Annotated in this window: 24 protein-coding genes; 12 read left to right on the top strand and 12 right to left on the bottom strand. The window is 65.8% G+C overall.

Features of this window, described 5'->3' with window-relative positions; genetic code table 11:
- Positions 1 to 495 (bottom strand): nucleoside deaminase, encoded by a 495-nt coding sequence (locus AB4Y79_RS14755; RefSeq protein WP_441863209.1) that lies wholly within the window; start codon positions 493 to 495, stop codon positions 1 to 3.
- Between the two features lie 386 nt (positions 496 to 881).
- Here AB4Y79_RS14755 and AB4Y79_RS14750 point away from each other — a divergent pair, with 386 nt between their 5' ends.
- Both AB4Y79_RS14750 and ligD read left to right on the top strand, forming a co-directional pair.
- A complete protein-coding gene (locus AB4Y79_RS14750; protein ID WP_441863206.1) occupies positions 882 to 2258 on the top strand; it encodes an 8-oxoguanine deaminase in 1377 nt (458 codons plus the stop codon).
- A 39-nt stretch (positions 2259 to 2297) separates the two neighbouring features.
- On the top strand, positions 2298 to 3542 hold the full coding sequence (gene ligD / locus AB4Y79_RS14745) for a non-homologous end-joining DNA ligase (RefSeq protein ID WP_441863203.1): 1245 nt from the start codon (positions 2298 to 2300) through the stop codon (positions 3540 to 3542).
- Positions 3543 to 3551: 9 nt separating this feature from the next.
- Here the strand turns inward: ligD and AB4Y79_RS14740 are convergent, their stop codons facing one another.
- Together AB4Y79_RS14740 and AB4Y79_RS14735 are read right to left on the bottom strand one after the other, a co-directional pair.
- The gene (locus tag AB4Y79_RS14740; RefSeq protein WP_441863200.1) at positions 3552 to 4577 is read right to left on the bottom strand and encodes a hypothetical protein; all 1026 of its coding nucleotides are present in this window, start codon (positions 4575 to 4577) and stop codon (positions 3552 to 3554) included.
- Positions 4578 to 4795: 218 nt separating this feature from the next.
- Positions 4796 to 4981: a hypothetical protein gene (locus AB4Y79_RS14735; protein WP_441863198.1), complete on the bottom strand. Its 186-nt coding sequence runs from the start codon at positions 4979 to 4981 to the stop codon at positions 4796 to 4798.
- Positions 4982 to 5328: 347 nt separating this feature from the next.
- On the opposite strand from AB4Y79_RS14735, the gene pucL reads away from it, so the two are divergent.
- Together pucL and AB4Y79_RS14725 are read left to right on the top strand one after the other, a co-directional pair.
- On the top strand, positions 5329 to 6237 hold the full coding sequence (pucL, locus tag AB4Y79_RS14730) for a factor-independent urate hydroxylase (protein WP_441863195.1): 909 nt from the start codon (positions 5329 to 5331) through the stop codon (positions 6235 to 6237).
- 128 nt (positions 6238 to 6365) lie between these two features.
- Positions 6366 to 7886, top strand: coding sequence for a nucleobase:cation symporter-2 family protein (locus tag AB4Y79_RS14725; RefSeq protein WP_441863193.1), 1521 nt, complete (start codon positions 6366 to 6368; stop codon positions 7884 to 7886).
- An 89-nt stretch (positions 7887 to 7975) separates the two neighbouring features.
- Here AB4Y79_RS14725 and AB4Y79_RS14720 read toward each other — a convergent pair whose 3' ends face one another.
- Entirely contained in the window at positions 7976 to 8731 is a 756-nt protein-coding gene (locus AB4Y79_RS14720; protein WP_441863190.1) for an IclR family transcriptional regulator, read from the bottom strand.
- A 221-nt stretch (positions 8732 to 8952) separates the two neighbouring features.
- Between AB4Y79_RS14720 and AB4Y79_RS14715 the strand changes: the two genes are divergently transcribed.
- Genes AB4Y79_RS14715 through AB4Y79_RS14700 form a run of 4 tightly spaced genes read left to right on the top strand, consistent with a single transcriptional unit; the run spans position 8953 to position 14134 of the window.
- Entirely contained in the window at positions 8953 to 10395 is a 1443-nt protein-coding gene (locus AB4Y79_RS14715; RefSeq protein WP_441863187.1) for an NAD-dependent malic enzyme, read from the top strand.
- 35 nt (positions 10396 to 10430) lie between these two features.
- Positions 10431 to 12029: a malate synthase A gene (gene aceB / locus AB4Y79_RS14710; protein ID WP_441863184.1), complete on the top strand. Its 1599-nt coding sequence runs from the start codon at positions 10431 to 10433 to the stop codon at positions 12027 to 12029.
- 1 nt (position 12030) lies between these two features.
- Positions 12031 to 13305 carry a DUF6986 family protein gene (locus tag AB4Y79_RS14705; protein ID WP_441863181.1) on the top strand — a complete coding sequence of 425 codons (1275 nt, stop codon included), beginning with the start codon at positions 12031 to 12033 and terminating at the stop codon, positions 13303 to 13305.
- A 16-nt stretch (positions 13306 to 13321) separates the two neighbouring features.
- Positions 13322 to 14134 (top strand): bifunctional allantoicase/(S)-ureidoglycine aminohydrolase, encoded by an 813-nt coding sequence (locus AB4Y79_RS14700; RefSeq protein ID WP_441863178.1) that lies wholly within the window; start codon positions 13322 to 13324, stop codon positions 14132 to 14134.
- 84 nt (positions 14135 to 14218) lie between these two features.
- On the opposite strand, the gene AB4Y79_RS14695 is transcribed toward AB4Y79_RS14700, so the two are convergent.
- Positions 14219 to 15400 carry a zinc-dependent alcohol dehydrogenase gene (locus AB4Y79_RS14695; protein WP_441863175.1) on the bottom strand — a complete coding sequence of 394 codons (1182 nt, stop codon included), beginning with the start codon at positions 15398 to 15400 and terminating at the stop codon, positions 14219 to 14221.
- Positions 15401 to 15592: 192 nt separating this feature from the next.
- On the opposite strand from AB4Y79_RS14695, the gene AB4Y79_RS14690 reads away from it, so the two are divergent.
- Positions 15593 to 15841 carry a hypothetical protein gene (locus AB4Y79_RS14690; RefSeq protein WP_441863172.1) on the top strand — a complete coding sequence of 83 codons (249 nt, stop codon included), beginning with the start codon at positions 15593 to 15595 and terminating at the stop codon, positions 15839 to 15841.
- A gap of 19 nt (positions 15842 to 15860) precedes the next feature.
- On the opposite strand, the gene AB4Y79_RS14685 is transcribed toward AB4Y79_RS14690, so the two are convergent.
- From AB4Y79_RS14685 to AB4Y79_RS14675, 3 genes are all read right to left on the bottom strand, one after another.
- On the bottom strand, positions 15861 to 16574 hold the full coding sequence (locus AB4Y79_RS14685) for an HAD family hydrolase (protein WP_441863170.1): 714 nt from the start codon (positions 16572 to 16574) through the stop codon (positions 15861 to 15863).
- Positions 16574 to 16864 carry a hypothetical protein gene (locus AB4Y79_RS14680; RefSeq protein ID WP_441863167.1) on the bottom strand — a complete coding sequence of 97 codons (291 nt, stop codon included), beginning with the start codon at positions 16862 to 16864 and terminating at the stop codon, positions 16574 to 16576. The genes AB4Y79_RS14685 and AB4Y79_RS14680 overlap by 1 nt, the downstream gene beginning before the upstream one ends.
- 114 nt (positions 16865 to 16978) lie before the next feature.
- Entirely contained in the window at positions 16979 to 18787 is a 1809-nt protein-coding gene (locus AB4Y79_RS14675; RefSeq protein ID WP_441863164.1) for a glycoside hydrolase family 15 protein, read from the bottom strand.
- A gap of 40 nt (positions 18788 to 18827) precedes the next feature.
- Between AB4Y79_RS14675 and AB4Y79_RS14670 the strand changes: the two genes are divergently transcribed.
- Together AB4Y79_RS14670 and AB4Y79_RS14665 are read left to right on the top strand one after the other, a co-directional pair.
- Complete coding sequence (locus tag AB4Y79_RS14670) at positions 18828 to 19559, top strand: DUF72 domain-containing protein (protein WP_441863161.1); 732 nt, start codon at positions 18828 to 18830, stop codon at positions 19557 to 19559.
- A gap of 31 nt (positions 19560 to 19590) precedes the next feature.
- Entirely contained in the window at positions 19591 to 20700 is a 1110-nt protein-coding gene (locus tag AB4Y79_RS14665) for an App1 family protein (RefSeq protein ID WP_441863159.1), read from the top strand.
- Between the two features lie 26 nt (positions 20701 to 20726).
- On the opposite strand, the gene AB4Y79_RS14660 is transcribed toward AB4Y79_RS14665, so the two are convergent.
- From AB4Y79_RS14660 to AB4Y79_RS14650, 3 genes are all read right to left on the bottom strand, one after another.
- Positions 20727 to 22274, bottom strand: a complete 1548-nt coding sequence (locus AB4Y79_RS14660; protein ID WP_441863157.1) for a glycoside hydrolase family 1 protein — start codon at positions 22272 to 22274, stop codon at positions 20727 to 20729.
- Between the two features lie 95 nt (positions 22275 to 22369).
- Complete coding sequence (locus AB4Y79_RS14655; protein WP_285248439.1) at positions 22370 to 22747, bottom strand: hypothetical protein; 378 nt, start codon at positions 22745 to 22747, stop codon at positions 22370 to 22372.
- A 96-nt stretch (positions 22748 to 22843) separates the two neighbouring features.
- Positions 22844 to 23269 carry an Hsp20/alpha crystallin family protein gene (locus tag AB4Y79_RS14650; protein ID WP_441863241.1) on the bottom strand — a complete coding sequence of 142 codons (426 nt, stop codon included), beginning with the start codon at positions 23267 to 23269 and terminating at the stop codon, positions 22844 to 22846.
- A gap of 142 nt (positions 23270 to 23411) precedes the next feature.
- Between AB4Y79_RS14650 and AB4Y79_RS14645 the strand changes: the two genes are divergently transcribed.
- Positions 23412 to 23726: a MerR family transcriptional regulator gene (locus AB4Y79_RS14645; protein WP_308929805.1), complete on the top strand. Its 315-nt coding sequence runs from the start codon at positions 23412 to 23414 to the stop codon at positions 23724 to 23726.
- 34 nt (positions 23727 to 23760) lie between these two features.
- Here AB4Y79_RS14645 and AB4Y79_RS14640 read toward each other — a convergent pair whose 3' ends face one another.
- Positions 23761 to 24558: a phosphatase PAP2 family protein gene (locus tag AB4Y79_RS14640; protein ID WP_441863153.1), complete on the bottom strand. Its 798-nt coding sequence runs from the start codon at positions 24556 to 24558 to the stop codon at positions 23761 to 23763.
- Positions 24559 to 24626: the final 68 nt, after the last annotated feature.

The raw sequence follows: 24626 nt of genomic DNA, 5'->3' as shown, positions 1-24626 counted from the left end.
CTAGTAGTCGATCCTGGATTCGAGCGTGTTCCAGGTATTGAACGGCTCCAGTGGCGTCGGGGCCTGGGGATCGCCCAGCTCCAGCTTGGATACCGGCATCAGGGCATCCCTGTCCTGGTTTTCGAAGTATTCGTAAAAGACGGCGTCGTCAAAGCCCACCGACGCGGCATCGTGCCGGTCTGCGGCGTAGACCACGCGGTCAACACGGGCCCAGAGGGCGGAGGCCAGGCACATGGGGCATGGCTCGCAGCTGGTGTAGAGGACCGCGCCGCTGAGGTCGAAGGTGCCGAGTTCGCGGCATGCGGTGCGGATGGCGGTGACTTCGGCGTGGGCCGTGGGATCGTTGTCCGCGGTGACGCGGTTGACGCCGTCGAACGTTGTGCCGTCCGCGGTGACGATCATGGCGCCGAAAGGGCCGCCGCTGTTCAGGACGTTGGCCGTTGCCAGCCGGATTGATCTGGCCAGGAACTGCTCGGCCGTGACGGTGGTACTCATGATGCGACTTCCTTTTGCCGGGAAGCCTGATGCCGTGCAGGACCAGTAGAACCAGGTGCGACGGTTACCAGGCTTCAGCATGTGCTGTGAAGGTTAAGTTGCGCCTGGTAGATAGCTTCCCGGGTTCGGGTGCCCGCCTTTGGCAGAATCGAGATTAGCACCGGTTTGTGGTCCGCGCCATAGTTTTCTGGAAATTTAATTTCGCAATGTGAAATCCATGTTTCGGGTTGCTAACGCCGCCCAGTCACATCCCGCCGGTGTTGACGCCGCACGCCCGGGCTGGCTAATCTCATCGAATCTGCGGCCCGGCCGCGGCCACCTGGATCAGCAGACAGGGCCTCACTGAGCTGGAACAACTGCCACCGCGCTCAGGACAGGAACATCCCATGCACCAGCCCAATCCCGCACCCGCACCCCGGCTCTGGATCCGGAATCCGCAGGCCGCGTTCACCGCCAACAGCCTTGACGCCTCGGGCGGGGTGGTGGTCAGCGGCGGCGTCATCACGGAGGTTCTGGCCGCCGGAGAGCGGCCGTCCGAACCATGCGCCGAGACGTTCGACGCCGGCAGCCACGTGCTGCTGCCGGGGCTCATCAACACGCACCACCACTTCTACCAAACCCTCACCCGCGCCTGGGGTCCGGTGGCCAACGCCCCGCTGTTCCCCTGGCTGCAGAACCTCTACCCGGTCTGGGCCCGGCTCACGCCCAAGGACGTGGAGCTCGCCGCCACCGCGGCCCTCGCGGAGCTGCTGCTCAGCGGCTGCACCACCGCAGCCGACCACCACTACCTCTTTCCTGCCGGCCTGGAGGATGCCATCGACATCGAGGTGGCGGCGGTGCGCCGGCTGGGCATGCGGGCCACGCTCACGCGCGGCTCCATGACGCTGGGAACGGACGACGGCGGCCTGCCGCCGCAGTCAACGGTCCAGGCTCCGGAGGTTGTGCTGGCGGACAGCGAACGGCTGATCGGCGCCTACCACGAACGCGGGGAGGACGCGGTCATCCAGATCGCCCTGGCGCCGTGTTCACCGTTCTCCGTCACCAAGGAAATCATGGCCGAGAGCGCTGCGCTCGCCGAACGGCTGGACGTCCGGCTGCACACCCACCTGGCCGAAACCCTTGACGAGGAGGACTTCTGCCGGGAGATGTTCGGGCTGCGGACCGTGGATTACCTGGACAGCGTGGGCTGGTTGACGGACCGCACCTGGCTGGGGCACGGGATCCACTTCAGCGACGCGGAGATCACCCGCCTCGGCTCGGCGGGGACCGCCGTCGCCCATTGCCCCACCTCCAACATGCGGCTCGCCTCGGGCACGGCCCGGGTCCTGGAACTTGAGGACGCGGGAGTTCCGGTGGGGCTGGGAGTGGACGGCTCGGCGTCGAACGATGCCTCCAACATGATCCTGGAGGCCCGGCAGGCGCTGTACCTCCAACGCCTGCGTTATGGCGCAGATGTCCCGGTGGAGCGGGCACTTGGTTGGGCCACCCGGGGTTCCGCCGCAGTGCTGGGCCGCCCCGGGCTGGGCCAGCTGGCTCCCGGGATGCAGGCTGACCTGGCCCTGTTCAGGCTCGATGACCTGCGCTTCTCCGGCAGCCATGATCCCGTCGCCGCGCTGCTGCTGTGTGCCGCCGACCGCGCCGACCGGGTGATGGTGGGCGGCAGGTGGCGCGTCGTGGACGGGCAAATCCCCGGCCTTGACATCGCAGGGCTCATCGCGGAGCACTCAGCCGCGGCAAAGCGCCTGGTAAACGGGGCTCGGTGAACGGCTGACACGGGTCCGGGCCACTGCTACCGTGGCGGCATGACTCCGTCAAAGACGCCGGCCGAGGTTCTGGACATAGAGGGCGAAGAGGTGCGGATCTCGAGCCCGGACAAGGTGGTATTCCCGGAACCCGGGCTGACCAAGCTCGACCTGGTGCGGTATTACCTGGCCGTGGCGGACGGGGCGCTGCGCGGAGCGGGAGGCCGGCCGATGGTGCTCAAGCGGTTCCCCAAGGGCATCAACGCCGAACCCTTCTTCCAAAAGCGCGTGCCGGAGAACCACCCGCCCTTCATCGACACCACCACATTGCATTACGCGTCCGGCACGTCGGCGGAGGAAGCCGTGATCCGGGATGCGGCGGGCCTGGCTTGGGTGATCAACCTTGGCTGCCTGGACCTGAATCCGCATCCCGTGCGGGCCGAAGACCTGGAGCACCCGGACGAACTGCGGGTGGACCTCGATCCGATGCCTGGCGTGGACTGGTCGCAGATCGTGGACGTCGCCTACGTGGCCCAGGAGGTCCTGGACGACGTGGGGCTGGTGGGATGGCCCAAGACCAGCGGGTCCCGCGGGCTGCATATCCTGGTTCGCATCGCCCCGCAGTGGTCGTACCGCGATGTCCGGCTCGCCGCCGAAACCCTTGCGCGGGAGGTGGAAAACCGTGCGCCAGGACTCGCCACGGCACGGTGGTGGAAGGAGGAGCGCGGCGAGAGCGTGTTCGTGGACTTCAACCAGAACGCCAAGGACCGCACCGTTGCCTCGGCCTACTCGGTCAGGCCCCTGCCGGACGCCCGGGTGTCCGCCCCGCTCACGTGGGAAGAGGTCCGTACCGCCCGGCCGGAGCAGTTCACGGTGCAGACGGTGCCGGAGCGCTTCGCGAACATCGGGGACCCGCACGCCGGTATCGATGACGCCGTGGGCGCACTCGACGGACTCCTCGCCCTGGCCGAAAAGCTGGGCCCGGCGGAGAAGGCTCCCCGCGCCGGCAATGGAACCGGCCGCCGGCAGTCCCTCATGCCGCTCATCGAGGTGGCCCGGACCAAGACCAAGCCCGAGGCGCTGGCAGCCCTCGATCAGTGGAAGGCCGGGCACCCCGCGGCAGTGGGGGCGCTCCAGCCGGCCGACGTCCTTGTCGATGGGATGCGCGGATCCAGCTCGCTGTGGTACCGGGTCCGCGTGAACCTCCAGCACGTCCCGGAGGATGAGCGGCCGCCGCAGGAAGAGCTCATCGCCGACTACGACCCCTGGGCCGGCAAGCAGTGGCCCGGGCGGCCCGGCTCCTGAGTAACGCTGCTACTGCCAGGCGCGCACCCAGTCCACCTTGATGGCACCGACGGGGCCGAACGTCCCCTGATTGGGATTGAGTCCGACGTTCAGGAGCAGGTAGTGCGGCGCGTTTCCGTCCTGTGAGGAATATGAGTAGACGCGCCGGCCGTCGAAGTAGATGTCGTTGATACCCGCCATCCGGTGCACGCCGTAGGTATGGTATCCGCCGGCCCAGCACCCCACGATGGCGCTGCCCAATTCGCCGCCGCTCGCAGAGTGGTAGACGGTGCTCATGTTTCCCGCCAAGGGCTCTGCTATGTCTATCTCACCGGTTTTGGGATAGGACTGCCCGGTGGTCCACCAGGCAGGCCAGTTGTGGATGCCGCCGGAGCAGGTACCGGGAAAGTAGATCCTGGCTTCGACGTATCCCGTGGTGTATTGAAAGCCCACGTGGCCGGGAACCCCATCCTTGGGGTTGGTGGACAGCAGTCCTCCTGACTCGGCGTCGGAGAGTTGGATGACGGCCTCGCCATTGGCGACCGTCACGTTGCTGGAGCAGGTCTTGACACCATTCATCTTGGATTTGGGATCGCAGTCATTGAACCAGTAGGGGGTCCAGACCGCAGGGTTCAGCGTGTTGAACTCCTCATCGAACACCAGGTGCCAGGAGCCGGGCACCCCCGCGGGCGCCAGTCCCTGGCTCGACACGACAGATTTACCCTTCAGCGAATCGTCCTGGGCCGCGTCATCGGCGGGGGGCGCGGCGGAGGGGGCGGCTTCGGCCGGCGCTGCGGCCTGGCCGGTGGAGGCATCCAGTCCGGGCACAGCCGCGGAATCCGTCGGCGCTGCCGGCGCGTCAGCCCCTGGGCTTCCGGGAGTTACGGGAGTTACGGGAGTTCCGGAGGGTGCAGGAACAATGACGCCGGGAGACCCGGAGGCCGCCTCAGCGGAATCCGCGGACAGGCCGGGTTCCGCGGTGGTGCGGACCGCGCTGGCGGACAGGCCCCCGATCACCAGGAGACAGCACACGCACTGCAGCAGGCGGGTTTTCACGGGCAGGCTCCGCACAGCCGGCGCCGGAAACCGGGCTGCTCCATAATGTCCTGCATCGTTGCCTCCCCGGCGCTCAGTGGCATCCGGCCCGGGCAGGCGCGCAAGCCCAGCTCCGGGCCACTACTTACCGCCTCAGGCTATGGGAGTTACCAGCCGGGGTCGCCAGTAGCGGCTACTTGTGTTTACCGGCGCGGTTCCGCAGGTACGCCGGGCTGTACTCAGATCCGCCGGCCGAATACGGGCAGCGAGTGGACCCAGCGCGAGAAGCGCCCGCGTTCCTGGTGCCGTTCTTCCGGCACATAAAGATCCGGGTCAATGCCGCCGCCGAGCGGGAGGTAGAACTCCGGCGCTCCGGTTCCCGCGGCCTGGGCGGCCGGCACGGGAGGGGTGTCTTGCTGGTACATCGAAACCTCCTTATTTCATATTATGGAAAGCAAATTCTGCTATACGAAAGTCTAGAAGCGAGAGTGCGAGGCGTCAACAGCCCGCCGGCGCCTCCTCCCGGGCACTCCGGTCACAATCTGAATTTTGAAGTTGTGATGTACACCACCGGCCGGCGGGGGTACGCTGATAGGCAACTCGTGGCGCACGTCACGTAACCTGGGAGCAGCAGGCAGGGTCGTAATGAGCTGGCATCAATGGATGCCGGCTCTTTTTTGTTGGGTCGGCTCCACCGGAAACGCGCTTGAAACGCGCGCTTAATTTCAGTGATGGAACCTTGGTTCCACTTACCGGAGATTGGGATAAGACCATGAGCAGCAAGATCATCCTCGGCGAAAACCAGTACGGCAAGGCCGAAGTCCGCGTCGTCAAGATCACCAGGGACACCAACCGGCACGAGATCGAAGACCTGAACGTTACCTCGCAACTGCGGGGCGACTTCGCCGCGGCCCACCTTGAGGGCGACAACGCCCACGTGGTGGCCACTGACACCCAGAAAAACACCATCTACGCCTTCGCCCGTGACGGCATCGGCTCACCGGAAGCCTTCCTGCTGCGCCTCGGCGAGCACTTCACCTCCAGCTTCGACTGGGTCACCGGCGGCCGCTGGGAAGCCGAGTCCTACAGCTGGGACCGCATCCAGGCGCACGGCAGCGAACACGACCACTCATTCGTCCGCAACGGCCAGGAAGTCCGTACCGCCGTCCTGGTCCGCGACGGCGCCACCAGCCACCTGATCTCCGGCCTGACGGACCTGACGGTCCTGAAGTCCACAGAGTCCGGCTTCGTGGGCTACCCCCGCGACCGCTACACGACCCTTCCGGAGACCACCGACCGCATCCTCGCCACGGACGTCTCGGCCCGCTGGCGTTTCAAGGCCGGGACCGACTTCAGCAGCCTGGACTTCAACAAAAATTACGACGACGTCAAGGGCCTCCTGCTCGAAGGCTTCACCGAAAAGTACTCCCACGCCCTGCAGCAGACCCTGTTCGACATGGGCACCAAGGTGCTCGAGGCGCACAGCGAGATCGACGAAATCAAGTTCTCGATGCCCAACAAGCACCATTTCCTCGTGGATCTCTCGCCGTTCGGCCTGGACAACCCCAACGAGGTCTTCTACGCGGCCGACAGGCCGTACGGCCTGATCGAGGCCACCGTCCAGCGCGAGGACGCAACCGCGGCACCCGCTGCATGGTCAGGCATCGCCGGCTTCTGCTAAAGCACCATCCCAGGGTTTCGGCAGGCTCAACCACCAACCATCGGTGGTTGAGCCAGCCGATACCCACCTGTTAGCCAGACACAAGTTAGCCAGACGATGACGTCTGCCATGAACCAAGAAAGTCTGCCATGAACACCAAGAAGAAACCGGCCGCCGCGGCCGCCGGTAAAGGGGCCAAGGGCCGCCCGGAGGACCAACGGCTCCCGATCGGAAGCACCTTCGCCTACGGCTTCCAGCACGTCCTGACCATGTACGGCGGCATCATCGCCCCGCCCCTGATCATCGGCGCAGCCGCCGGGATGAACTCCCAGGACATCGGCCTGCTCATCGCGGCATGCCTCTTCGTCGGCGGCCTTGCCACCATCCTGCAGACCGTCGGCATTCCGTTCTTCGGCTCGCAACTGCCGCTGGTACAGGGTGTCTCCTTCGCCGGTGTCTCCACCATGGTGGCCATCGTGCACGGCGGCGGCGGGATCCAGGCGGTCTTCGGATCCGTCATTGCGGCCTCCCTGATCGGCCTGCTGATCACTCCCCTGTTCTCGAAGATCATCCGCTTCTTCCCACCGGTCGTGACCGGAACCGTGATTACCACCATCGGCCTGACGCTGATGCCGGTGGCCGCGAACTGGGCCATGGGCGGCAACAACAAGGCTCCGAACTATGGCAGCGTGGCCAACATCGGCCTGGCCGCCGGCACCATGGGCATCGTCCTGCTCCTGAGCAAGGTGGGCAGCGCCGCCATCTCCCGGCTTTCCATCCTCCTTGCCATGGTCCTGGGCACTCTCATCGCCCTGGTTTTCGGCATGGCCGACTTCTCCAAGGTGGGCCAGGGCGAGATCGTCGCCTTTCCCACGCCCTTCGCCTTCGGACCGCCCACGTTTGAGGTCGCTGCCATCATCTCCATGCTGATCGTCATCCTGGTCACCCTCACGGAGACGTCCGCGGACATCATCGCGGTGGGCGAGATCGTAGGCACCAAGGTGGACTCCAAGAGGATCGGCAACGGCCTGCGCGCGGACATGCTCTCCAGCGCTGTGTCCCCCCTCTTCAACTCCTTCACCCAGAGCGCCTTCGCACAAAACGTGGGCCTCGTGGCCATCACCGGCGTCAAGAGCAGGTTCGTGGTCAGCGCCGGCGGCGTAATCCTCGTGGTCCTCGGGCTGCTGCCCGTCCTGGGCCGCGTGGTGGCAGCGGTGCCGACACCCGTCCTGGGCGGTGCCGGCGTCGTGCTCTTCGGCACGGTGGCAGCCAGCGGCATCCGGACCCTGTCCAAGGTGAACTACAAGAACAACATGAACCTGATCGTGGTGGCCGCTTCCATCGGCTTCGGGATGATCCCCATCGCCGCCCCCACGTTCTACGACCAGTTCCCCTCCTGGTTCGGCACCATCTTCCACTCCGGCATCAGCTCGGCAGCCGTCATGGCCATCCTGCTGAACCTTCTGTTCAACCACTTCCGCGCCGGAAATTCGGATAACCAGTCCGTCTTCGTCGCGGGCACCGAGCGGCTGGTCAAGGCGGAGGACATCCGCTGCCTTGCGGACGGCGACCGGTTCGAGAACGGCAAGCTCATCGACTGTGACGGGAAGGAAGTCCCGGTCCAGGCGTCAGAAGCGGTCCAGTCATCCGAGAAGGCGTCGGAACACTGACCCTGCCTGAAACCGTCGACGGCGGCCCGCTCCGAAAGGAGGGGGCCGCCGTAGTGCGTGGTTGGCGCAGCCTTTGCAGGCCGGGTGCCTCAGGTACGGTTGAGCTCGCGGGAGATGGCCTCCGCGGCTTCGCGGAGGATGGGGACGGCTTTGTCGGCGAAGTTCTCATCCACCCGGGACACCGGGCCGGAGACCGAGATAGCTGTGGGCGTGGGGGCGTTGGGCACCGCCATCGCGAAGCAGCGGACGCCGAGCTCCTGCTCCTCCTCGTCGATGGAGTAGCCCCGCTCGCGGATGAGCTTGAGGTCGGCCAGGAGTTCCTCGACGTCGCCGATGCTCTTGGCCGTGGGCGTGGGCATCCCGGCGCGGGCCACGATGCCGCGGACAGTGTCGTCGTCGAGCTGGGCCAGGATGGCCTTGCCGACGCCGGTGGCATGGGTATGGGCGCGCCTGCCCACCTCTGTGAACATGCGCATGGAGTGCAGCGACGGGACCTGGGCCACGTAGATCACCATGTCCGAATCGAGCACGGCCATGTTGGAGGTCTCCCCCAAGCGGTCCACCAGGGTCTTGAGCTGCGGGCGGGCCAGGGCGCCGAGCTGCTTGTTGGCGCCTTCGCCCAGCCTGATCAGCCGGGGCCCCAGGGCATAGCGCCGGTTGGGCAGCTGCCGGATGTAGCCGAGCGATACCAGCGTGCGGAGCAGGCGGTGGATGGTGGGCAGGGGCAAATCGGTCGAGGACGACAGCTCACTGAGCGTGACGTCGCCGCCGGCATCCGTAATGAGCTCCAGCAACTCGAAGACGCGCTCCACCGACTGCACTCCGCCGGAGGCTTTTTCTGCCATTCCGTTGTCTCCTATGGCTCGGAATCCGACAACTCTTATCCACATCGTGAAAAGAGTCGCTTAGAACACCCAAGATACAGCACGGCAGGACGCACGGCGACGTCCCTCGGCAGTCACATCGCGAAGGGGTTGTGTTTCCATAAAGTAGATAATAATATCCATAATACGAAAACATTCGGATCAAAGCAGCAGCCGGACAAGGCCTAACAGGAGGACATTCAATGGCGAACCCCAGCCCCGGAAATTCGATCACCCTGCGCGTGGAAGCACCGTCGAGCTTCAGCGCAACCAGCGAGCTCGCGGCGGCCGTGGGAGCAGCCGGCGCCGCCATCACCGCGCTGGACGTCACCGAGTCACACCACGAGACCCTCGTCGTCGACGTCACCTGCAACACCACCGACGACGCCCACGCAGCACGGGTCAAGGACGCCCTTAACGCCCTCGACGGCGTTACCGTCCAGCACGTCTCGGACCGCACCTTCCTGATGCACCTCGGCGGCAAGCTCGAAGTGGTCCCGAAGGTCCCGCTGCGCAACCGCGACGACCTCTCGAGGGCCTACACCCCCGGCGTCGCCCGCGTTTGCCTGGCCATCGCCGAGGACCCCGCCGCTGCCCGCAACCTGACGGTCAAACGGAACACTGTCGCCGTCGTCACCGATGGCTCCGCCGTGCTGGGCCTGGGCAACATCGGCCCCGCAGCCGCCCTGCCGGTCATGGAGGGCAAGGCCGCCCTGTTCAAGCAGTTCGCCAACGTGGACGCGTGGCCGGTCTGCCTGGATACCCAGGACACCGAAGAGATCATCCGCACGGTCAAGCTCCTGGCGCCCGTGTTCGGCGGCGTGAACCTGGAGGACATCGCCGCTCCCCGCTGCTTCGAGATCGAGGCGCGCCTGCGCGAAGAACTCGACATTCCGGTGTTCCACGACGACCAGCACGGCACCGCCATCGTGACACTCGCGGCCCTGGTCAACGCACTGCGCGTGGTGGAAAAGAAGATCGAGGACGTAAAAATCGTGGTCTCCGGCGTTGGGGCTGCCGGTTCGGCGATCATCCAGCTGCTCAAGGCCCAGGGAGCACACCACATCGTGGCCGCAGGCCGTTCCGGCGCCATCCACAAGGGTGAGACCTACAACGATCCGCACCGCACCTGGATCGCAGAAAACACCAACGAGGAAGGTTTTTCCGGCAGCCTGCACCAGGCCCTGGCAGGGGCGGACGTCTTCATCGGCGTCTCCGCCCCGAACATCCTGGACGAGGAGCACGTCGCCTCCATGGCAAAGGACTCCATCGTTTTCGCCATGGCCAACCCCACGCCCGAGGTGGACCCGGCCATCGCATCCCGGCACGCCGCCGTCGTGGCCACCGGCCGCAGCGACTTCCCCAACCAGATCAACAATGTCCTGGCCTTCCCGGGCCTCTTCCGCGGGCTCCTGGACGTCGGAGCCAGCGACATCACTCCGGAAATGCTGGTTGCCGCCGCGGAGGCAATCGCCAACCGGGTGAATGATAATGAGCTCAATGCCAGCTACATCATCCCGAGCATCTTCGACCCGCACGTGACCGCCAACGTCGCGGCAGCCGTCGCAGCCGCGGCACACGCCTCAAACGTGGCAACGGCGGCCGATTCCGCCAAGGAGCCGGTGGCCGCACTGGCCTCCGCCTGACCGCCCCGACTTCCCGCACAAGGAAAGGACCAGAAATGGCCATCACCGTCACAGATCCCCGGCCGATCAACCGCGCAGAGGAGATCCTCACGCCCAAGGCTCTGGCCTTCGTGGAGGAGTTGCACAACCGGTTCGCCGGCACCCGCAACGAGCTCCTGGCGGCACGCGCCGTCAAGCGGCAGCGGGTGGCAGAAACCGGCAAGCTGGACTTCCTGCCGGAGACGCAGGACGTGCGCGACGGCGACTGGAAGGTTGCGCCCGCACCCGCAGCCCTGCAGGACCGCCGGGTTGAGATGACCGGGCCCGCCTCGCCGGCGAAGATGGCCATCAACGCCCTGAACTCCGGTGCCAAAGTGTGGCTGGCGGACCTCGAGGATGCCAGCACCCCCACGTGGGCCAACGTCATCGATGCCATCCTGAATCTACGGGACGCTGCCCAGGGCACCCTGAGCTACACCTCGGAGGAAGGCAAGGAGTACCGGCTCCGCACGGACGCGCCGCTGGCCGTCGTAGTGGCCCGGCCCCGCGGCTGGCACATGCAGGAGAAGCACCTGCTCCTCAACGGCGAGCCCGCCGTGGGCGCCCTCGTGGACTTCGGGCTGCATTTCTTCCACGTCGCCAAGCAGCTGGTACTCAACGGACAGGGCCCCTACTACTACCTGCCCAAGATGGAGAGCCACCTTGAGGCCAGGCTGTGGAACGACGTGTTCGTGTTCGCCCAGGACTACCTGGGCCTGCACCAGGGCACCATCCGGGCAACGGTCCTGATCGAGACCATTCCGGCCGCCTTCGAGATGGACGAAATCCTCTACGAACTGCGGGACCACGCCTCGGGCCTGAACGCGGGCCGCTGGGACTACCTGTTCAGCATCATCAAGTACTTCCGTGACGCCGGCGAGGAATTCGTCCTGCCGGACCGCGCGTCCGTGGTGATGACCGCACCGTTCATGCGCGCCTACACCGAACTCCTGGTCAAGACCTGCCACCGCCGCGGCGCCTTCGCCATGGGCGGCATGGCCGCGGTCATCCCCAACCGCCGCCACCCGGAAGTGACCGAAGCGGCCTTCGAGAAGGTGCGGGCGGACAAGACCCGCGAGGCCAACGACGGATTCGACGGCTCCTGGGTTGCGCACCCGGACCTGGTATCCACCTGCCGCGAGGTCTTCGACTCCGTGCTGGGGGACAAGCCGAACCAGGTGGACAAGCAGCGCCCGGAGGTTTCGGTCACGGCGGAGCAACTGCTCGATGTCTCCTCCGCCGACGGCCAGGTCACCGAGGCCGGGCTGCGCCTGAACCTGTACGTGGCCGTGGCCTACACGGCGGTGTGGCTGTCCGGAAACGGCGCCGTGGCCATCCACAACCTGATGGAGGACGCCGCCACCGCGGAGATCTCCCGCTCACAGGTGTGGCAGCAGATCAGGAACAAGTCCGTCCTGGCGGACACCGGCAACACGGTGACCAAGGAGCTGGTGGAGCGGATCCTGGGCGAGGAAACCGAGCGGCTCCGGACCGAATTCGGCGACGAGGCCTTCCGCCGCTACTACCAGCCGGCCAGCGAATTGATCGCGGACATCTGCCTTTCGGATGGTTACACGGACTTCCTCACCACCCCCGCCTACGAACTGGTGGGCTGAGATGGCAGCACCCAAGCCCTCACTTTCCGCCGCGGATCTCGCGCACATCGACGGGCAGTTGGCTGCCACGGACCGGCTGCTGGAACAGAATTACCCCGGCGACGACGGCTCACGCCAGCCCGTTCACACGGTGTACGTGCCCGCGGACCGATTCACGCCGTCGCTCGCCGCGGACTGGGGCGCCCAGGCAACCGCGACGACGGACGCACACGGCGGCTTCGAAAAGCTGGGGCGGCTCCTGGGCCAGGACGCGGGCCACGCCGAGGCGGTGGCCGCCCGTGTGGCGGCGAAACTTGCCACCGAGCCAATCGAGGACCTGCGACTGGACTTCGAAGACGGGTTTGGCGACCGGGGCGATGACGCCGAGGACACTGCCGCGGTGGCCGCGGCAGCCGCGGTGGCAACCGCCGTCGCGGCCGGGTCCGCTCCCCCGTTCATCGGCATCCGCTTCAAGTGCTTCGAAGCCGCCACCCGGGCCCGCGGCCTCCGCACCCTCGACCTGTTCGTCTCCGGCCTTGCCGCCGCCGGCGAGCTGCCGGATGGGCTGGTGCTGACCCTGCCCAAGGTCACCACCGTGGCCCAGGTCCAGGCGATGGACTACGCCGTGTCCCGGTTGGAGGACGTCCACTCGCTGCCGGCCGGCCGCCTCCGCTTTGAGGTCCAGGTGGAAACGCCGCAGCTCATCCTGGGCCCGGAGGGCACCTCGCCGGTGGCACAGCTGCCGCACGCGGTGCCCGGCAGGATCAGCGGGCTGCACTACGGAACCTATGACTACTCGGCCTCGCTGCAGATCTCAGCCGAATATCAGTCCATGGAGCACCCCGTGGCCGACTTCGCCAAAGAGGTCATGCAACTGGCCGTTGCCGGCACCGGCATCCGGCTCTCCGACGGGTCCACCAACATCATCCCGGTAGGCGACAACGTGGAGAACGCCTGGCAGCTGCACGGCCGGCTGGTCCGCCGCTCGCTGGAACGGGGCTACTACCAGGGCTGGGACCTGCACCCCGCCCAGCTGCCCAGCCGGTTCGCCGCCACCTATGCGTTCTACCGCGAAGGCCTGCCGGCCGCTGCGGCCCGGCTGCGCGACTACGTGGAGCGGACCGAAGGCGGCGTCATGGACGAGCCCGCCACCGCCCGGGCCCTGGCCGCGTTCGTGCTCCGCGGGGTCCAGTGCGGCGCTGTTGGTGCCGAGGAAGTCCAGGCGCTTGCCGGCGTCGGAATTCCGCAGCTTACCGGCCTGGCACACCCGCGGCTCGCCACCACTTCCAACTCCTAGGCAAAGGATCCCTTTCATGGGCAAGTACTACTCCCCCACCGGCGGACTGCCGCCGCAGACCCACCTGACCACCGAGCGCGCCATCGTGACCGAGGCGTACACGGTGATCCCCAAGGGCGTAATGACGGACATCGTCACGTCCAACCTGCCCGGCTTTTCGAACACCCGGTCCTGGATTATCGCCCGTCCCATCTCCGGCTTCGCCACCACGTTCTCCCAGCTGATCGTGGAAATCGGACCGGGCGGCGGCGCCCCCAAGGCGGAGTTCGAGGCCGGCGTCGAAGGCGTCATCTTCGTGACGCGCGGCAAGGTCAACCTCACCCTAGACGGCGAACTGCACCCGCTGGAAGAAGGCGGCTACGCCTACCTGGCTGCGGGTTCGGAGTGGGGCCTGGAGAACGTTTCGGACGACGTGGTTTCCTTCCACTGGATCCGGAAGGCCTACGAGCGGCTCGAAGGGTATGAGGCAAAGTCCTTCGTCACCAACGAAAAGGACGTGGAGCCCACGTCCATGCCGGACACGAACGACGTCTGGAAGACCACCCGCTTCACGGACTCCAACGACCTGGCGCACGACATGCAGGTGAACATCGTGACCTTCCAGCCCGGCGGCGTGATCCCGTTCCCGGAAACCCACGTCATGGAGCACGGCCTGTACGTCCTGGAAGGCAAGGCCATGTACTTGCTGAACAACGACTGGGTGGAGGTGGAGGCAGGCGACTTCATGTGGCTCCGCGCCTTCTGTCCGCAGGCCTGCTACGCCGGTGGCCCGGGCGAGTTCCGCTACCTGCTCTACAAGGACATGAACCGCCAGGTGAAGCTCACCTAGGAACCCTCCGGTCTGCCCGGGAAGCAGCAGGGGCCATTACGGATATCCGTAACGGCCCCTGCTTATTTGTGCCGGCAGCCGGGCTCACGCGCCCGGGTTGAGGACCACCTTGATGCAGCCGTCCTCTTTCTTCTGGAACTTTTCATACAAGGCGGGCGCACCATCAAGGCCTGCGCGGTGGGTGACCAGGTCCATCACACCCAGCGGATCGGCGTCGTCCTCCACGAGGGGGAGCAACTGGTCCGTCCAGTTCCGCACATTGCACTGCCCCATCCGCACCTGCAGCTGCTTGTCGAACATGGTGAGCATGGGCAGGGGGCTGGCCTGGCCACCGTACACTCCGCTCAACGAGAGCGTCCCGCCGCGGCGTACGGCGTCAATGGAGGCGTGCAGCGCAGCCAAACGGTCCACCCCGGCCGTCTCCATAGCCTTCTGCGCGAGCTTGTCCGGCAGGAGTCCCAGCGCCTGGTGTGCAAAGCCCGCCACCGGCGAGCCGTGGGCTTCCATGCCGACGGCGTCCACCACCGCGTCCGGGCCACGTCCGGCGGTCGTTTCCCGGAGTTCGTCCCCGATGGTTTTGCTGTAATCGAGCGTTTCGACGCCGTGCCTGGCCGCCATCGCGCGCCGTTCGGGAACGGGGTCGACTCCGATCACCCGGAAACCGCGGTGCACGCCGATCCGGGCAGCGAACTGGCCAACTGGTCCCAAGCCGAACACGGCAAGGGTGCCACCGTCCGGGACGTCCGCGTACTCGACGGCCTGCCAGGCGGTGGGCAGGATATCGGAAAGGAACAGGTACCGTTCGTCCGGAAGTTCGTTTCCGACCTTCACGGGACCGTAGTTGGCGTGCGGCACCCGCAGGTATTCAGCCTGGCCGCCGGGAACAGAGCCATACAGTTCCGAGTAGCCGAAGAGCGCAGCGCCGGACCCCTGCTCGGTGACCTGGGTGGTTTCACACTGGGATTGCAGGCCCATCTTGCACATGTAGCAGGAGCCGCACGAAATATTGAACGGGACAACAACACGGTCTCCTTTGCGGAGGTTGGTGACACCGCTGCCCACTTCTTCCACGATGCCCATCGGCTCGTGCCCGATGACATCACCCTTGTGCATGTAGGGGCCCAGGACCTCGTAAAGGTGGAGGTCGGAGCCGCAGATGGCGGTGGAGGTGATCCGGACGATCGCGTCCGTCGGTTCCTGGATGACGGGATCGGGTACTTCTTCCACGCTTACCGACCGTTTTCCTTGCCACGTCAGTGCTTTCACAGTCTCCCTTTCGCTCTGTCTTGCCCCCGGGGTTTCTCCTTCGGGCGGGCCAGGACGCCTGCAGGCACCCTCTCTCCGACGCTATCGGTTTTGCGCCTAAAAAGTAAGCATGCTGATGAAAACCTTGTCGCCGCCGTCGGCTGCTCCTAGCGTAGGAAGGGCAGAAAGAAGACCACGCGAAAGAGGAACGCCATGTCGCTGTACCAGCCCGAACCGGTCGAGATCTCCACCCGCATACGTCCCGGCGAATGGACGGAAGAAAGCCTGGCAGAACTGGTCATTACCTACCGCGCGCGAATCGCGGAAATGGGGGCACCCCCAACTGAGGTGGCAACGGACATTGAGCGGAACGACGACGGCTCCGTCAAGGTCGTGGTGTCATGGGTAAAGGCCGCCATCGCCGGCGACGAGGACTCAGTGCCCGGCGGCCAGCCGCTGTGACCGCCATGCAACACTGCCGTCAGGTGTTCGGCTGGAGCGCGAGCAGCCTGCCAATGGCGCTCGCGTCCAGGTTTTCCAGCAGGTGGCGCGGCCCCTCGTAGACCTCCACCGCGCCGGCATCGCGGAGCTGGCCCTCCTGGATCCCCCCGCAGGTGACCCCGATGGATGGAATTCCCAGCGCCGCCGCCGCCTTCATGTCCCATACCGCGTCACCGACATAGACCGCGTTCGCGGCGTCGACACCAACGGCGGCCAGGGCTGCCTCAAGGATGTCCGGCGCAGGTTTGCTCTCCTCCGCATCGTTGGAGCTGGTAGCGGCATCGATAAAGGAGTCGGCGTCCAGCACGGAGCGCATCACCTGCAGGTCCCTCTCCCGCGCCGAGGAGGCCAGCGCCACCGCCAGGCCGCCGGCGTGGCACTGGCCCAACAGTTCCTTGGCGCCATCAAGCCCGCGGAGCGATGGCCAGTGCGAGGCATAGAGTGCGCCATGGCTGGCCATGATGTCCTCATCCTCGGCGCGGTCCCGGCCGGGCGGCAGGAGATTGTCCACCAGCCGGGCGCCGCCCATGCCGACCAGCTGATGGATGGCCGCCATGGGCACATCATGGCCGTACTGGCGGAACGCACCCCACCAGGCCATTGTGTGGATGTACGACGAGTCGATCAGCGTCCCGTCAACGTCAAAGAGGACCCCCCGGCGTGGGCCGCCAGGAGGTGAACCGGCAGCGGGCATCAGCCGACCGCCGCCCGCCGCACATCGGGCGCTTTCTTCCGTTTCGCGGCGTCCTCCTTGGCGGAACGCACAGGCCGCACCCGTTCGCGGATAACTGACCCCGCGCCGTCCAGGCTCTTGTCCCGAATCAGGCCCGTCCCCGCGATTTCCCTGGCCATGGCGATGCCTGCGACGGCCGCCCGCTTGGTCGGGAAGGTCACTGAAATGGCCATCAGGTTCCCGCTTCCATCCATCATCCTGATCCGGTATCCGCCGTCAGGGGCATCCACGAGTTCAAAAAATCCGGCCACAACTATCACTCCTCCGTCAATCACGGCATTGTGCTGGGGAGCACTCCATGAGGTTTTAGTAAGTATACTTATCTATCCTGCGAAGGAGAAGTTTCAGCCCCGGCCCACGCCGCCTCAGCGCGAGTCCGCCCCTTCGGGCGGAATGGGAGCGTCACTGCGCCGAACCGTATCCTGATGCAGCTCCAGAGCGCTAGTCACAAGGGCGAAGTGGCTGAAAGCCTGGGGTGTGTTGCCCAGTTGGCGGCCGGCTTTCACCGCCCACTCCTCACTCAGCAGCCCCACGTCGTTGCGCAGTTCCAGCAGCCGCTCGAAGAGTTCCCGTGACTCCTCGTGACGTCCGGCGCCCAGGAGCGCCTCCACCAGCCAGAACGAGCAGGCCAGGAAAACGCCCTCGTCCCCGGGCAGGCCGTCGTCGCTTTGTTCCGGCCGGTACCGCAGCACGAACCCGTCCTGGGTCAGCTCCCGTTGGATCGCCTCGATGGTCCCCAGCACCTTAGGGTCATCCGGAGGCAGGAAGCCCACCCTGGGAATCAACAGGAGGCTGGCGTCCAGTTCCGGACGGCCGTAGGACTGGACAAACGTATTGCGCTCCGCGTCGAAGCCGTTGGCCAGGATGTCCTGCCGGATCCGGTCCCGCAGCGCCTCCCAGCGCTCCACCGGGCCCGGCAAGCCGGACTCCCGCACGCCCTTCACCATCCGGTCTGCAGCCACCCAGGCCATGACTTTGGAGTGCGTGAAGTGCCGCCGCGGCCCCCGCATTTCCCAGAGCCCGTTGTCCGGCTGGTCCCAGATGGTCTCCAGGTGTTCCATCAGGGCAATCTGCACGTCCCAGGCCTCGTCCGTATGTTTGAGCAGCGAGTTCCGGGTCAGCGCAAGGCAATCAAGCACCTCACCCCACACATCCAGTTGGAATTGCGCGGCAGCCGCATTTCCGATCCGCACCGGCGCTGAGTTCTCGTAGCCTTTCAGCCAGGGCAGTTCCATCTCCGGCAGCCGCCGCTCGCCGTGGATCCCGTACATGATCTGCAGGTCCGCGGGGTCTCCCGCAACGGCACGGAGCAGCCAGTCCCGCCAGGCGGCTGCCTCTGCCTTGTACCCGGCAGCCAACAGCGCCTGCAGGGTCATGGTGGCATCCCGAAGCCAGCAATAGCGGTAGTCCCAGTTGCGTTGGCCGCCCGGCTGTTCCGGCAGCGATGTGGTGACGGCGGCGACGATTCCCCCGGTGGGTGCGTAGGTGAGGGCCTTGAGCGTTATGAGGGAGCGCACCACAGCATCCTGGTACTTCCCTTCGACCGTGCACTGCGAGGACCAGCCCTGCCAGAACTCAAACGTGCTGTGCAGGACTTTCTCCGCATCGACGGAAACCGGCCGCCCCACGTGGCTTGGCGCCCAGGTCAGCACGAATGGGACTTTCTCGCCCGCATTCACTGTGAAGTCACTGACGGTGTGCATATTCTCGCCATGCAGGGGCGCGGGAGTGACCAGGTAGACGGCGTCCGGGCCGGCAATGGCGTGCAGCCCCCGCTTGTCTTTGCGCACCCAGGGCACGATATGCCCGTAGTCGAAGCGAAGCACCAACTCACCGTGCATCTTTACGCTGCCAGTGACGCCTTCGACGATCCGGACGATGTCGGCCACGGAATCGCGGGGCGGCATGAAGTCTGTAACCCGGACCGTTCCGTCCGGCGTCTCCCACTCAGTATCCAGGATCAGGCTTCCGTCGCGGTAGCTTCGACGGGTGCAGGAACCACCCCCTTCCGGTGCCAGCAGCCAACGTCCGGAGTCCGGCGTATCCAGCAACGCGTTGAAGCACGCAGGGGAATCGAACCGCGGCAGGCAGAGCCAGTCGATCGAGCCTTCATTGCTGACGAGGGCACCTGTGTGAAGGTCGCCAACCACCGCATAATCCTCAATTCGCGCCATGACATTACCCTGCCACACAACACTGTAGGAATATCGAAGAATGACAGTGCACATCGGTACCTCCGGCTGGAGCTACGACCATTGGGAGAACGTCCTGTACCCGCCCGGGCTGCCGGTCCGGGACCGGCTCCAGTGCTACGTCGCCAGGTTCACCACGGTTGAACTGAATGCCAGTTTCTACCGGTGGCCCCGCGATACCACCTTCGCGGGCTGGAACAGGCGGCTGCCACCGGGGTTCAGCATGTCCGTCAAGGCTCCGCGCGGCCTTACCCACGCCCGCAAGCTGTACGCACCGGAAGTCTGGGTGGAACGCATCGTCCGGTGCTGGCATGAGCTGGGGGATAAGCGTGCGGTGCTCCTGGTCCAACTGCCTCCGCAACTGAGCCGTGACGACGCACGGCTGGACTATTTCCTGGCCGCAGTTCCAGCCTGGATCCGGGTGGCCGTTGAATTCAGGCACCCCAGCTGGGACTGCCCGGAGGTGTTTGCGCTGCTGGAGCGGCACCAGGCGGCCTACTGCATAATGAGCGGCGCCAACCTGCCCTGCATCCTGCGCACCACCGCGCCGTTTACTTACGTCCGGCTGCACGGCCCGGACCATGAGCATTTGTACGGCGGCTCGTACTCGGATGCCGACCTGCATTGGTGGGCCGACCGGATCCGGGAATGGGACAGCGGAGGCCTGGACGTGTACGCCTACTTCAACAACGACGGCGGCGGGAATGCCGTGCGCAACGCCGAAACCCTGCGTGGGATCGTCGGCGCCGGCTGATCCGCGCGCCACCCTGTGGCAGAGTGGTGGCATGGACACGGCTCCCCAGCATCCGGCCCGGAAAACACGTAAACCCGCGCAGGCAGTACTGGCTCAGTACGCGCTCTCCGGGAACCACGCCTTCCGGCTGGCGCACCGGTTCTCGGACGTCGTCAACGGCCTCCGGATCCGGCTGGCCAAGCGCTGGGATTTCGTACCGCAGACCATCGCGTACCAGGGCTATGGTTCCACGTCCCGGGTACGTGTGCTGGGCCGGGTCCTGCTGACGCAGAAGCCGCTGCCGGGAAGCAGGGCGGAGCAGGACGCGAGAAACGGCAACCAGAACGTCCGTGGCTGGCGTGCCTTCACCGGCGTGCCGCTGCAGTTTACCGACGTCGAGATCACCATCGGCGACGTCGTCACCCACATGACCGCGGACCGGGGCGGCCTGATCGACACGGAAGTGGACGTCCGGCTTTCCCCCGGCTGGCACACGGCGGTCCTGCGCGCAGACGGAACCGAACCGGCGGAGGCCCTAATCCAGGTGATCGCACCGGAGGTGGGATTCGGAATCGTCTCGGACATCGACGACACCGTCATGGTTACCGCGCTGCCCCGGCCGTTCCTGGCGCTGTGGAACACGTTCGTGCTCAGCGAACGGGCACGGATGGCCACTCCGGGCATGGCGGTACTGCTGGACCGGCTGACCATCGAGCATCCCGACGCCCCCGTCATCTACCTTTCCACCGGCCCCTGGAATGCGGCCCCTACGCTAGGACGCTTCCTGACCCGCAACATGTACCCCAAAGGCGCGCTGCTGCTGACGGACTGGGGCCTGACCCAGGACCGTTGGTTCCGCAGCGGCCAGGAACACAAGCGGCGGAACCTGGAGCGGCTGGCCCAGGAATTCCCGGACATGCGGTGGCTCCTGATTGGTGACAACGGGCAGCACGATGAAGCCATCTACTCCGCGTTCGCCGCAGAAAACCCGGACAAAGTGGCAGCCATTGCCATCCGGCAGCTGTCCGTCAGTGAGTCTGTGTTCGCCGGCGGCCACTCCGAGGACGGCGACCACACCTCATCCAGGGTTCCGTGGATCTACTCCCCGGACGGCGCAGGCATCGCCAAGCAGTTGGCCATGCTGGACCTGCTCCGGGGCTGACCGGGAGCGGGGCCGGCCCGTCCGGCCTAGGCGCTGGCACCCAGCGCCGCGCCGTCGTCGGGCGCTTCACTGCCGCCCAGGATCTCCGGAACAACCGCCTGGGCGATTGCTGCGTCTGCCGCCGCGGCCAGGTCCCTTTCCTCGATGAGCTCCTGGAACCAGAAGTATGAGGCTTTAGGCGTCCGCTCCAACGTTTCGAAGTCCACGTGCAGGAGGCCGAACGGTTGCTTGTACCCGGCGGACCACTCGAAGTTGTCCAGGAAGGACCATACGTAGTAGCCGCGCAGGTCCACCGATTCGGCTTCGCCGCCGGGGGCCGTGGCCTTCAATGCAGCCTCAAGGTGATCGGAGATGTACTTCAGCCGGCGCTCGTCCGGAATGAACCTGGTATTGGTCGACTTGTCCCGGACAATAATGTCCTCGAAGCTCGCACCGCCTTCGGTGATGATCACCGGAGGCAAGTTGGGGTACCGCTCCGCCATCTCCTTCAACGCGACCGCCATATACTCGGGCTTGACCGGCCACCCGTAAGCGGTAATGTCCGCTTCCGGCCACGCCTCCACGTGGAACGGTGTTGTACCGCCTCCTGCTGCGTTGAGGTCGCTCCCCATCGCCTCCGCCATGCTTTCGGGCACAGCACCGCTGCCGGGCCCCACGGCGACCTTGGTGGGCATGTAGTAGTTCAGCCCGTAGAAGTCCAAAGGTTGGGAAATGACCTGCATGTCCTCCTCGGGGTGTTCGAAGGAGCTGAAGAACTTGGCCGCCCGGATGAGGTCCGGGTACCTGCCCGTCAGGACCGGGTCTGCGTACAGCCGGTTCTGGCCCAGGTCCATGAGCCCGGCGCTGATCTTGTCCAGCGGGTTGATGGAGTTCGGCACCATGGGCGAGTAGACGTTGGTCATGCCGATCTCGCCGGGCACCCCCGCGGCACGGAGAGCCTGGACCGCCAGGCCATGGCCGAGCAGCTGATGGTGGACGGTGGGAAACGCGCCCAGGGCCAGCTTCTTGCCGGGGGAATGCACTCCCAGTGAGTAGCCGTTGGCGCTCACCGTTGCCGGTTCGTTGATGGTGACCCAGCGGGCCACCCGGTCGCCGAACGCGTCGGCTACGAGGGCGGCATACTCCCCCAGGCGGTAGGCCATGTCCCGGTTCATCCAGCCGCCCGCTTCGTCCAACTCCAATGGTGTGTCCCAGTGGTAGATGGTGGCCATGGGTGAGATCCCGTTGGCCAGGAGCTCATCCAGGAGCCGGTCGTAGAACGCCAGTCCGGCCCGGTTTGCGGGCCCGGTGCCACCAGGCTGGATGCGCGGCCAGGAAAGGGAGAACCGGTAGGAGTCCACGCCAAGCTGCTTCAGCAGGGCCACGTCCTGCGGCATCCGGTGGTAATGGTCGGCGGCTACTGCCGGACTGTGCTCACCCACGATCACACCGGGCCTGGCGGCAAACATGTCCCAGCCCGCCTTCCCGCGGCCGTCTTCGTCCAGCGCCCCTTCAATCTGGAATGCTGCGGTTGCGACGCCAAGCGTGAACCCTGGAGGGATAAGCGCTGCGAGGTCCTTGGCGGATTTGTGCATGGGGGCCAGCCTTTGTTGCGGTGGTTCGGGTACGTCTCAGGATTACACAGCGGGAACCGGCTGACGAGCAGCAACTCCCCGGCCGGCACCGCTGGTTACTGCGACCCGAACAGGAACTCCTTGGCGTGCGCCACCGCCTTGCGGAAGGCGTCATTGCGCAGGGTCACCAGATGCTCCGTGTCGCCGTCGGATGGTTCCAGGTAACCGGTGTAGCCCGGCCGCAGGACCCAGATATCGCCGGCAGGGGGCAGGTAGAACACGCCGAAGGACCGTTGCTGCGCCTCATCGGCCGTCCAGATCGGAACCACCGCCAGGGCGGCACCAGTGGCCGGGTTGATCCACTGCGCCCGCGGCATGGGCTGCTCATGGGCCTCGGGGTCCAGGAAGGGCGCCGTTCCCGGCCCCCACCGCTGTTCGAAGCGCTCATGGAAGGCAGGGATCAGGGGTGAATCGTAGCGCCGCCACTCACTCATAAGGGTTTCCGCCTCCTTGGATGAATACATCTGTGCCTGCCATGGCTGCCGGCGTCCCCGCCCGGAGGCAGGGGCGCCGGCGGAGTGCCACCGGTCCTAGGCGTTGATCTGCTGCATGCCGCCCTGTTGGGTCTGGATCTCGATCTTGCGTGGCTTTGCCTGCTGGGCCACCGGGATCCGCAGGGTGAGCACGCCTTGGTCGTAACCGGCCTTGATCTTGTCGGTGTCCAGGGTGTCCCCCAGGATCAGTTGGCGGCTGAACACTCCCCGGGGACGTTCCGACGCCACCAACTCCACATCGGGCTGCGTGGGGTCGCGGCGCTCAGCCCGCACCGTCAGGACGTTCCGTTCCACGTTCAGGTCCACGGAGTCCACGTCCACACCGGGAAGGTCGAACGCCACCACGAAGTCGCCGTCTTCCTGCCAGGCGTCCATGGGCATGGCAGCCGGGCGGGCGGCGGTTCCCAAGACCTGCTGCGCAAGCCGGTCCAGCTCACGGAACGGGTCCGTACGCATCAACATCATTTCCCACTCCTTCAGCTTCAAGGTGTTGGATTTCCAGCTACCCACCACCCTTCTAATCTATGGTGGTGGATGTAGATTTTTTATAGCACCGGTGGGAAACTTAGGCAAGACGGCAACCGAAGGTTTTTTGGGAGAACACATGGCGGAATCTGCAGCCGGCCGGCCCGGCCGTTCCCCCGGCCCGCGCGCCCTGTACGCCATCTCGGTAGCGGCGGAACTGACGGGTACGGGACAGCAAAATATCAGGCTGTACGAGGCCAAGGGGCTGCTGACGCCGTCCCGAACCGCGGGCGGAACGCGACAGTACAGCGAGGATGACATCGCCGTACTGCTGCGGATCGGCGAGCTCCTCCAGGAGGGCCTGAACCTGGCCGGTGTAGCCAAGGTCCTGGAGCTGGAGGCAGCAAACCTGAAACTGCACCGGGCGCTGAAACGGGCGCGATCCAGGCCTTAGCGGGACAGGAAGTGAACCGGTTCCAGGGGCCGGTTCACTCCTGCGGTGATTCCGCTTTGGACAGCTCCCCTGTGATCGGTTCGCCTTCGATCCTGGCCGTCCGCCAGGTATCGAGTGCGATGACTCCGCCCAGGACCAGCAGCGAGAGAGAGAACGAAGCCAACGTGTCGGTGGGCCAGTGGTAGCCCAAATACAGGCGGCTGGCGATTGCCAGGACAATTCCGATTCCCGCGCCGATAAACCCGTAAACGGCTGCCCGCCGGTTCCGGCGGCGGGAGGCGATCAGGTACGCGCCCACCAGCAGGAAGTCGCAGGCACCCAGGACATGCCCGGATGGGAACGAGAAAGTCTGGTCGGCGCCAAACAACATCTGGTCCACAGGCGGGCGCGAGCGCTGGACGATGTGGAGGATGATCTGCGAAACGATCACGCCGGTCAGCATCGCGGATGCCAGCAGGATGGGCCGCCAGGCGTGTTTGGCTGCGAAGCCCCAGACCACGATCACCACCAACACGATGATGGGCAGGGCGATAGGGCCGAAGAAGATCGCCAGGAAGATCATGATGGCGGTCAGGGCTCCGGAACGCGTGGTCAGCAGCCAGTCATGCACGGGTTCGTCGGCCGCGGACAAGCCAGTAGCCTGCACCACGCTGACGAGTGTGGCGATAAAGAGCGCCAGCCCCACCACCGAGAGGATGACCGACGCCCGGTACAGCCTGCGACGGTCAGCCACGTCAACGTAGCGCTCCTCCACCACGAACTTCTCGTTGAAGGCACGCCACTTGCCGGCATTGTGTTCCGCGGCCCCGGACCGTGCTGATTTTTCTACCAATGTGCTGCCTTGTCCCTGCCCCGTGATAAATGCTTAGGCTGAACACTATCCCGGTGACAGCCCATTCA

The sequence above is a fragment of the Pseudarthrobacter sp. YAF2 genome (assembly GCF_052113345.1).
In the GTDB taxonomy this organism is placed as follows: domain Bacteria; phylum Actinomycetota; class Actinomycetes; order Actinomycetales; family Micrococcaceae; genus Arthrobacter.
Note: the sequence above shows the minus strand (reverse complement) of the source record. Positions and strands in the feature narration are given on the sequence as shown.

Coding starts and splice junctions, on each gene's coding strand:
- AB4Y79_RS14755 (WP_441863209.1), bottom strand. CDS start 495: ATGAGTACCACCGTCACGGCCGAGCAGTTCCTGGCCAGATCAATCCGG.
- AB4Y79_RS14750 (WP_441863206.1), top strand. CDS start 882: ATGCACCAGCCCAATCCCGCACCCGCACCCCGGCTCTGGATCCGGAAT.
- ligD (WP_441863203.1), top strand. CDS start 2,298: ATGACTCCGTCAAAGACGCCGGCCGAGGTTCTGGACATAGAGGGCGAA.
- AB4Y79_RS14735 (WP_441863198.1), bottom strand. CDS start 4,981: ATGTACCAGCAAGACACCCCTCCCGTGCCGGCCGCCCAGGCCGCGGGA.
- pucL (WP_441863195.1), top strand. CDS start 5,329: ATGAGCAGCAAGATCATCCTCGGCGAAAACCAGTACGGCAAGGCCGAA.
- AB4Y79_RS14725 (WP_441863193.1), top strand. CDS start 6,366: ATGAACACCAAGAAGAAACCGGCCGCCGCGGCCGCCGGTAAAGGGGCC.
- AB4Y79_RS14720 (WP_441863190.1), bottom strand. CDS start 8,731: ATGGCAGAAAAAGCCTCCGGCGGAGTGCAGTCGGTGGAGCGCGTCTTC.
- AB4Y79_RS14715 (WP_441863187.1), top strand. CDS start 8,953: ATGGCGAACCCCAGCCCCGGAAATTCGATCACCCTGCGCGTGGAAGCA.
- aceB (WP_441863184.1), top strand. CDS start 10,431: ATGGCCATCACCGTCACAGATCCCCGGCCGATCAACCGCGCAGAGGAG.
- AB4Y79_RS14705 (WP_441863181.1), top strand. CDS start 12,031: ATGGCAGCACCCAAGCCCTCACTTTCCGCCGCGGATCTCGCGCACATC.
- AB4Y79_RS14700 (WP_441863178.1), top strand. CDS start 13,322: ATGGGCAAGTACTACTCCCCCACCGGCGGACTGCCGCCGCAGACCCAC.
- AB4Y79_RS14690 (WP_441863172.1), top strand. CDS start 15,593: ATGTCGCTGTACCAGCCCGAACCGGTCGAGATCTCCACCCGCATACGT.
- AB4Y79_RS14685 (WP_441863170.1), bottom strand. CDS start 16,574: ATGCCCGCTGCCGGTTCACCTCCTGGCGGCCCACGCCGGGGGGTCCTC.
- AB4Y79_RS14675 (WP_441863164.1), bottom strand. CDS start 18,787: ATGGCGCGAATTGAGGATTATGCGGTGGTTGGCGACCTTCACACAGGT.
- AB4Y79_RS14670 (WP_441863161.1), top strand. CDS start 18,828: ATGACAGTGCACATCGGTACCTCCGGCTGGAGCTACGACCATTGGGAG.
- AB4Y79_RS14665 (WP_441863159.1), top strand. CDS start 19,591: ATGGACACGGCTCCCCAGCATCCGGCCCGGAAAACACGTAAACCCGCG.
- AB4Y79_RS14660 (WP_441863157.1), bottom strand. CDS start 22,274: ATGCACAAATCCGCCAAGGACCTCGCAGCGCTTATCCCTCCAGGGTTC.
- AB4Y79_RS14655 (WP_285248439.1), bottom strand. CDS start 22,747: ATGAGTGAGTGGCGGCGCTACGATTCACCCCTGATCCCTGCCTTCCAT.
- AB4Y79_RS14650 (WP_441863241.1), bottom strand. CDS start 23,269: ATGTTGATGCGTACGGACCCGTTCCGTGAGCTGGACCGGCTTGCGCAG.
- AB4Y79_RS14645 (WP_308929805.1), top strand. CDS start 23,412: ATGGCGGAATCTGCAGCCGGCCGGCCCGGCCGTTCCCCCGGCCCGCGC.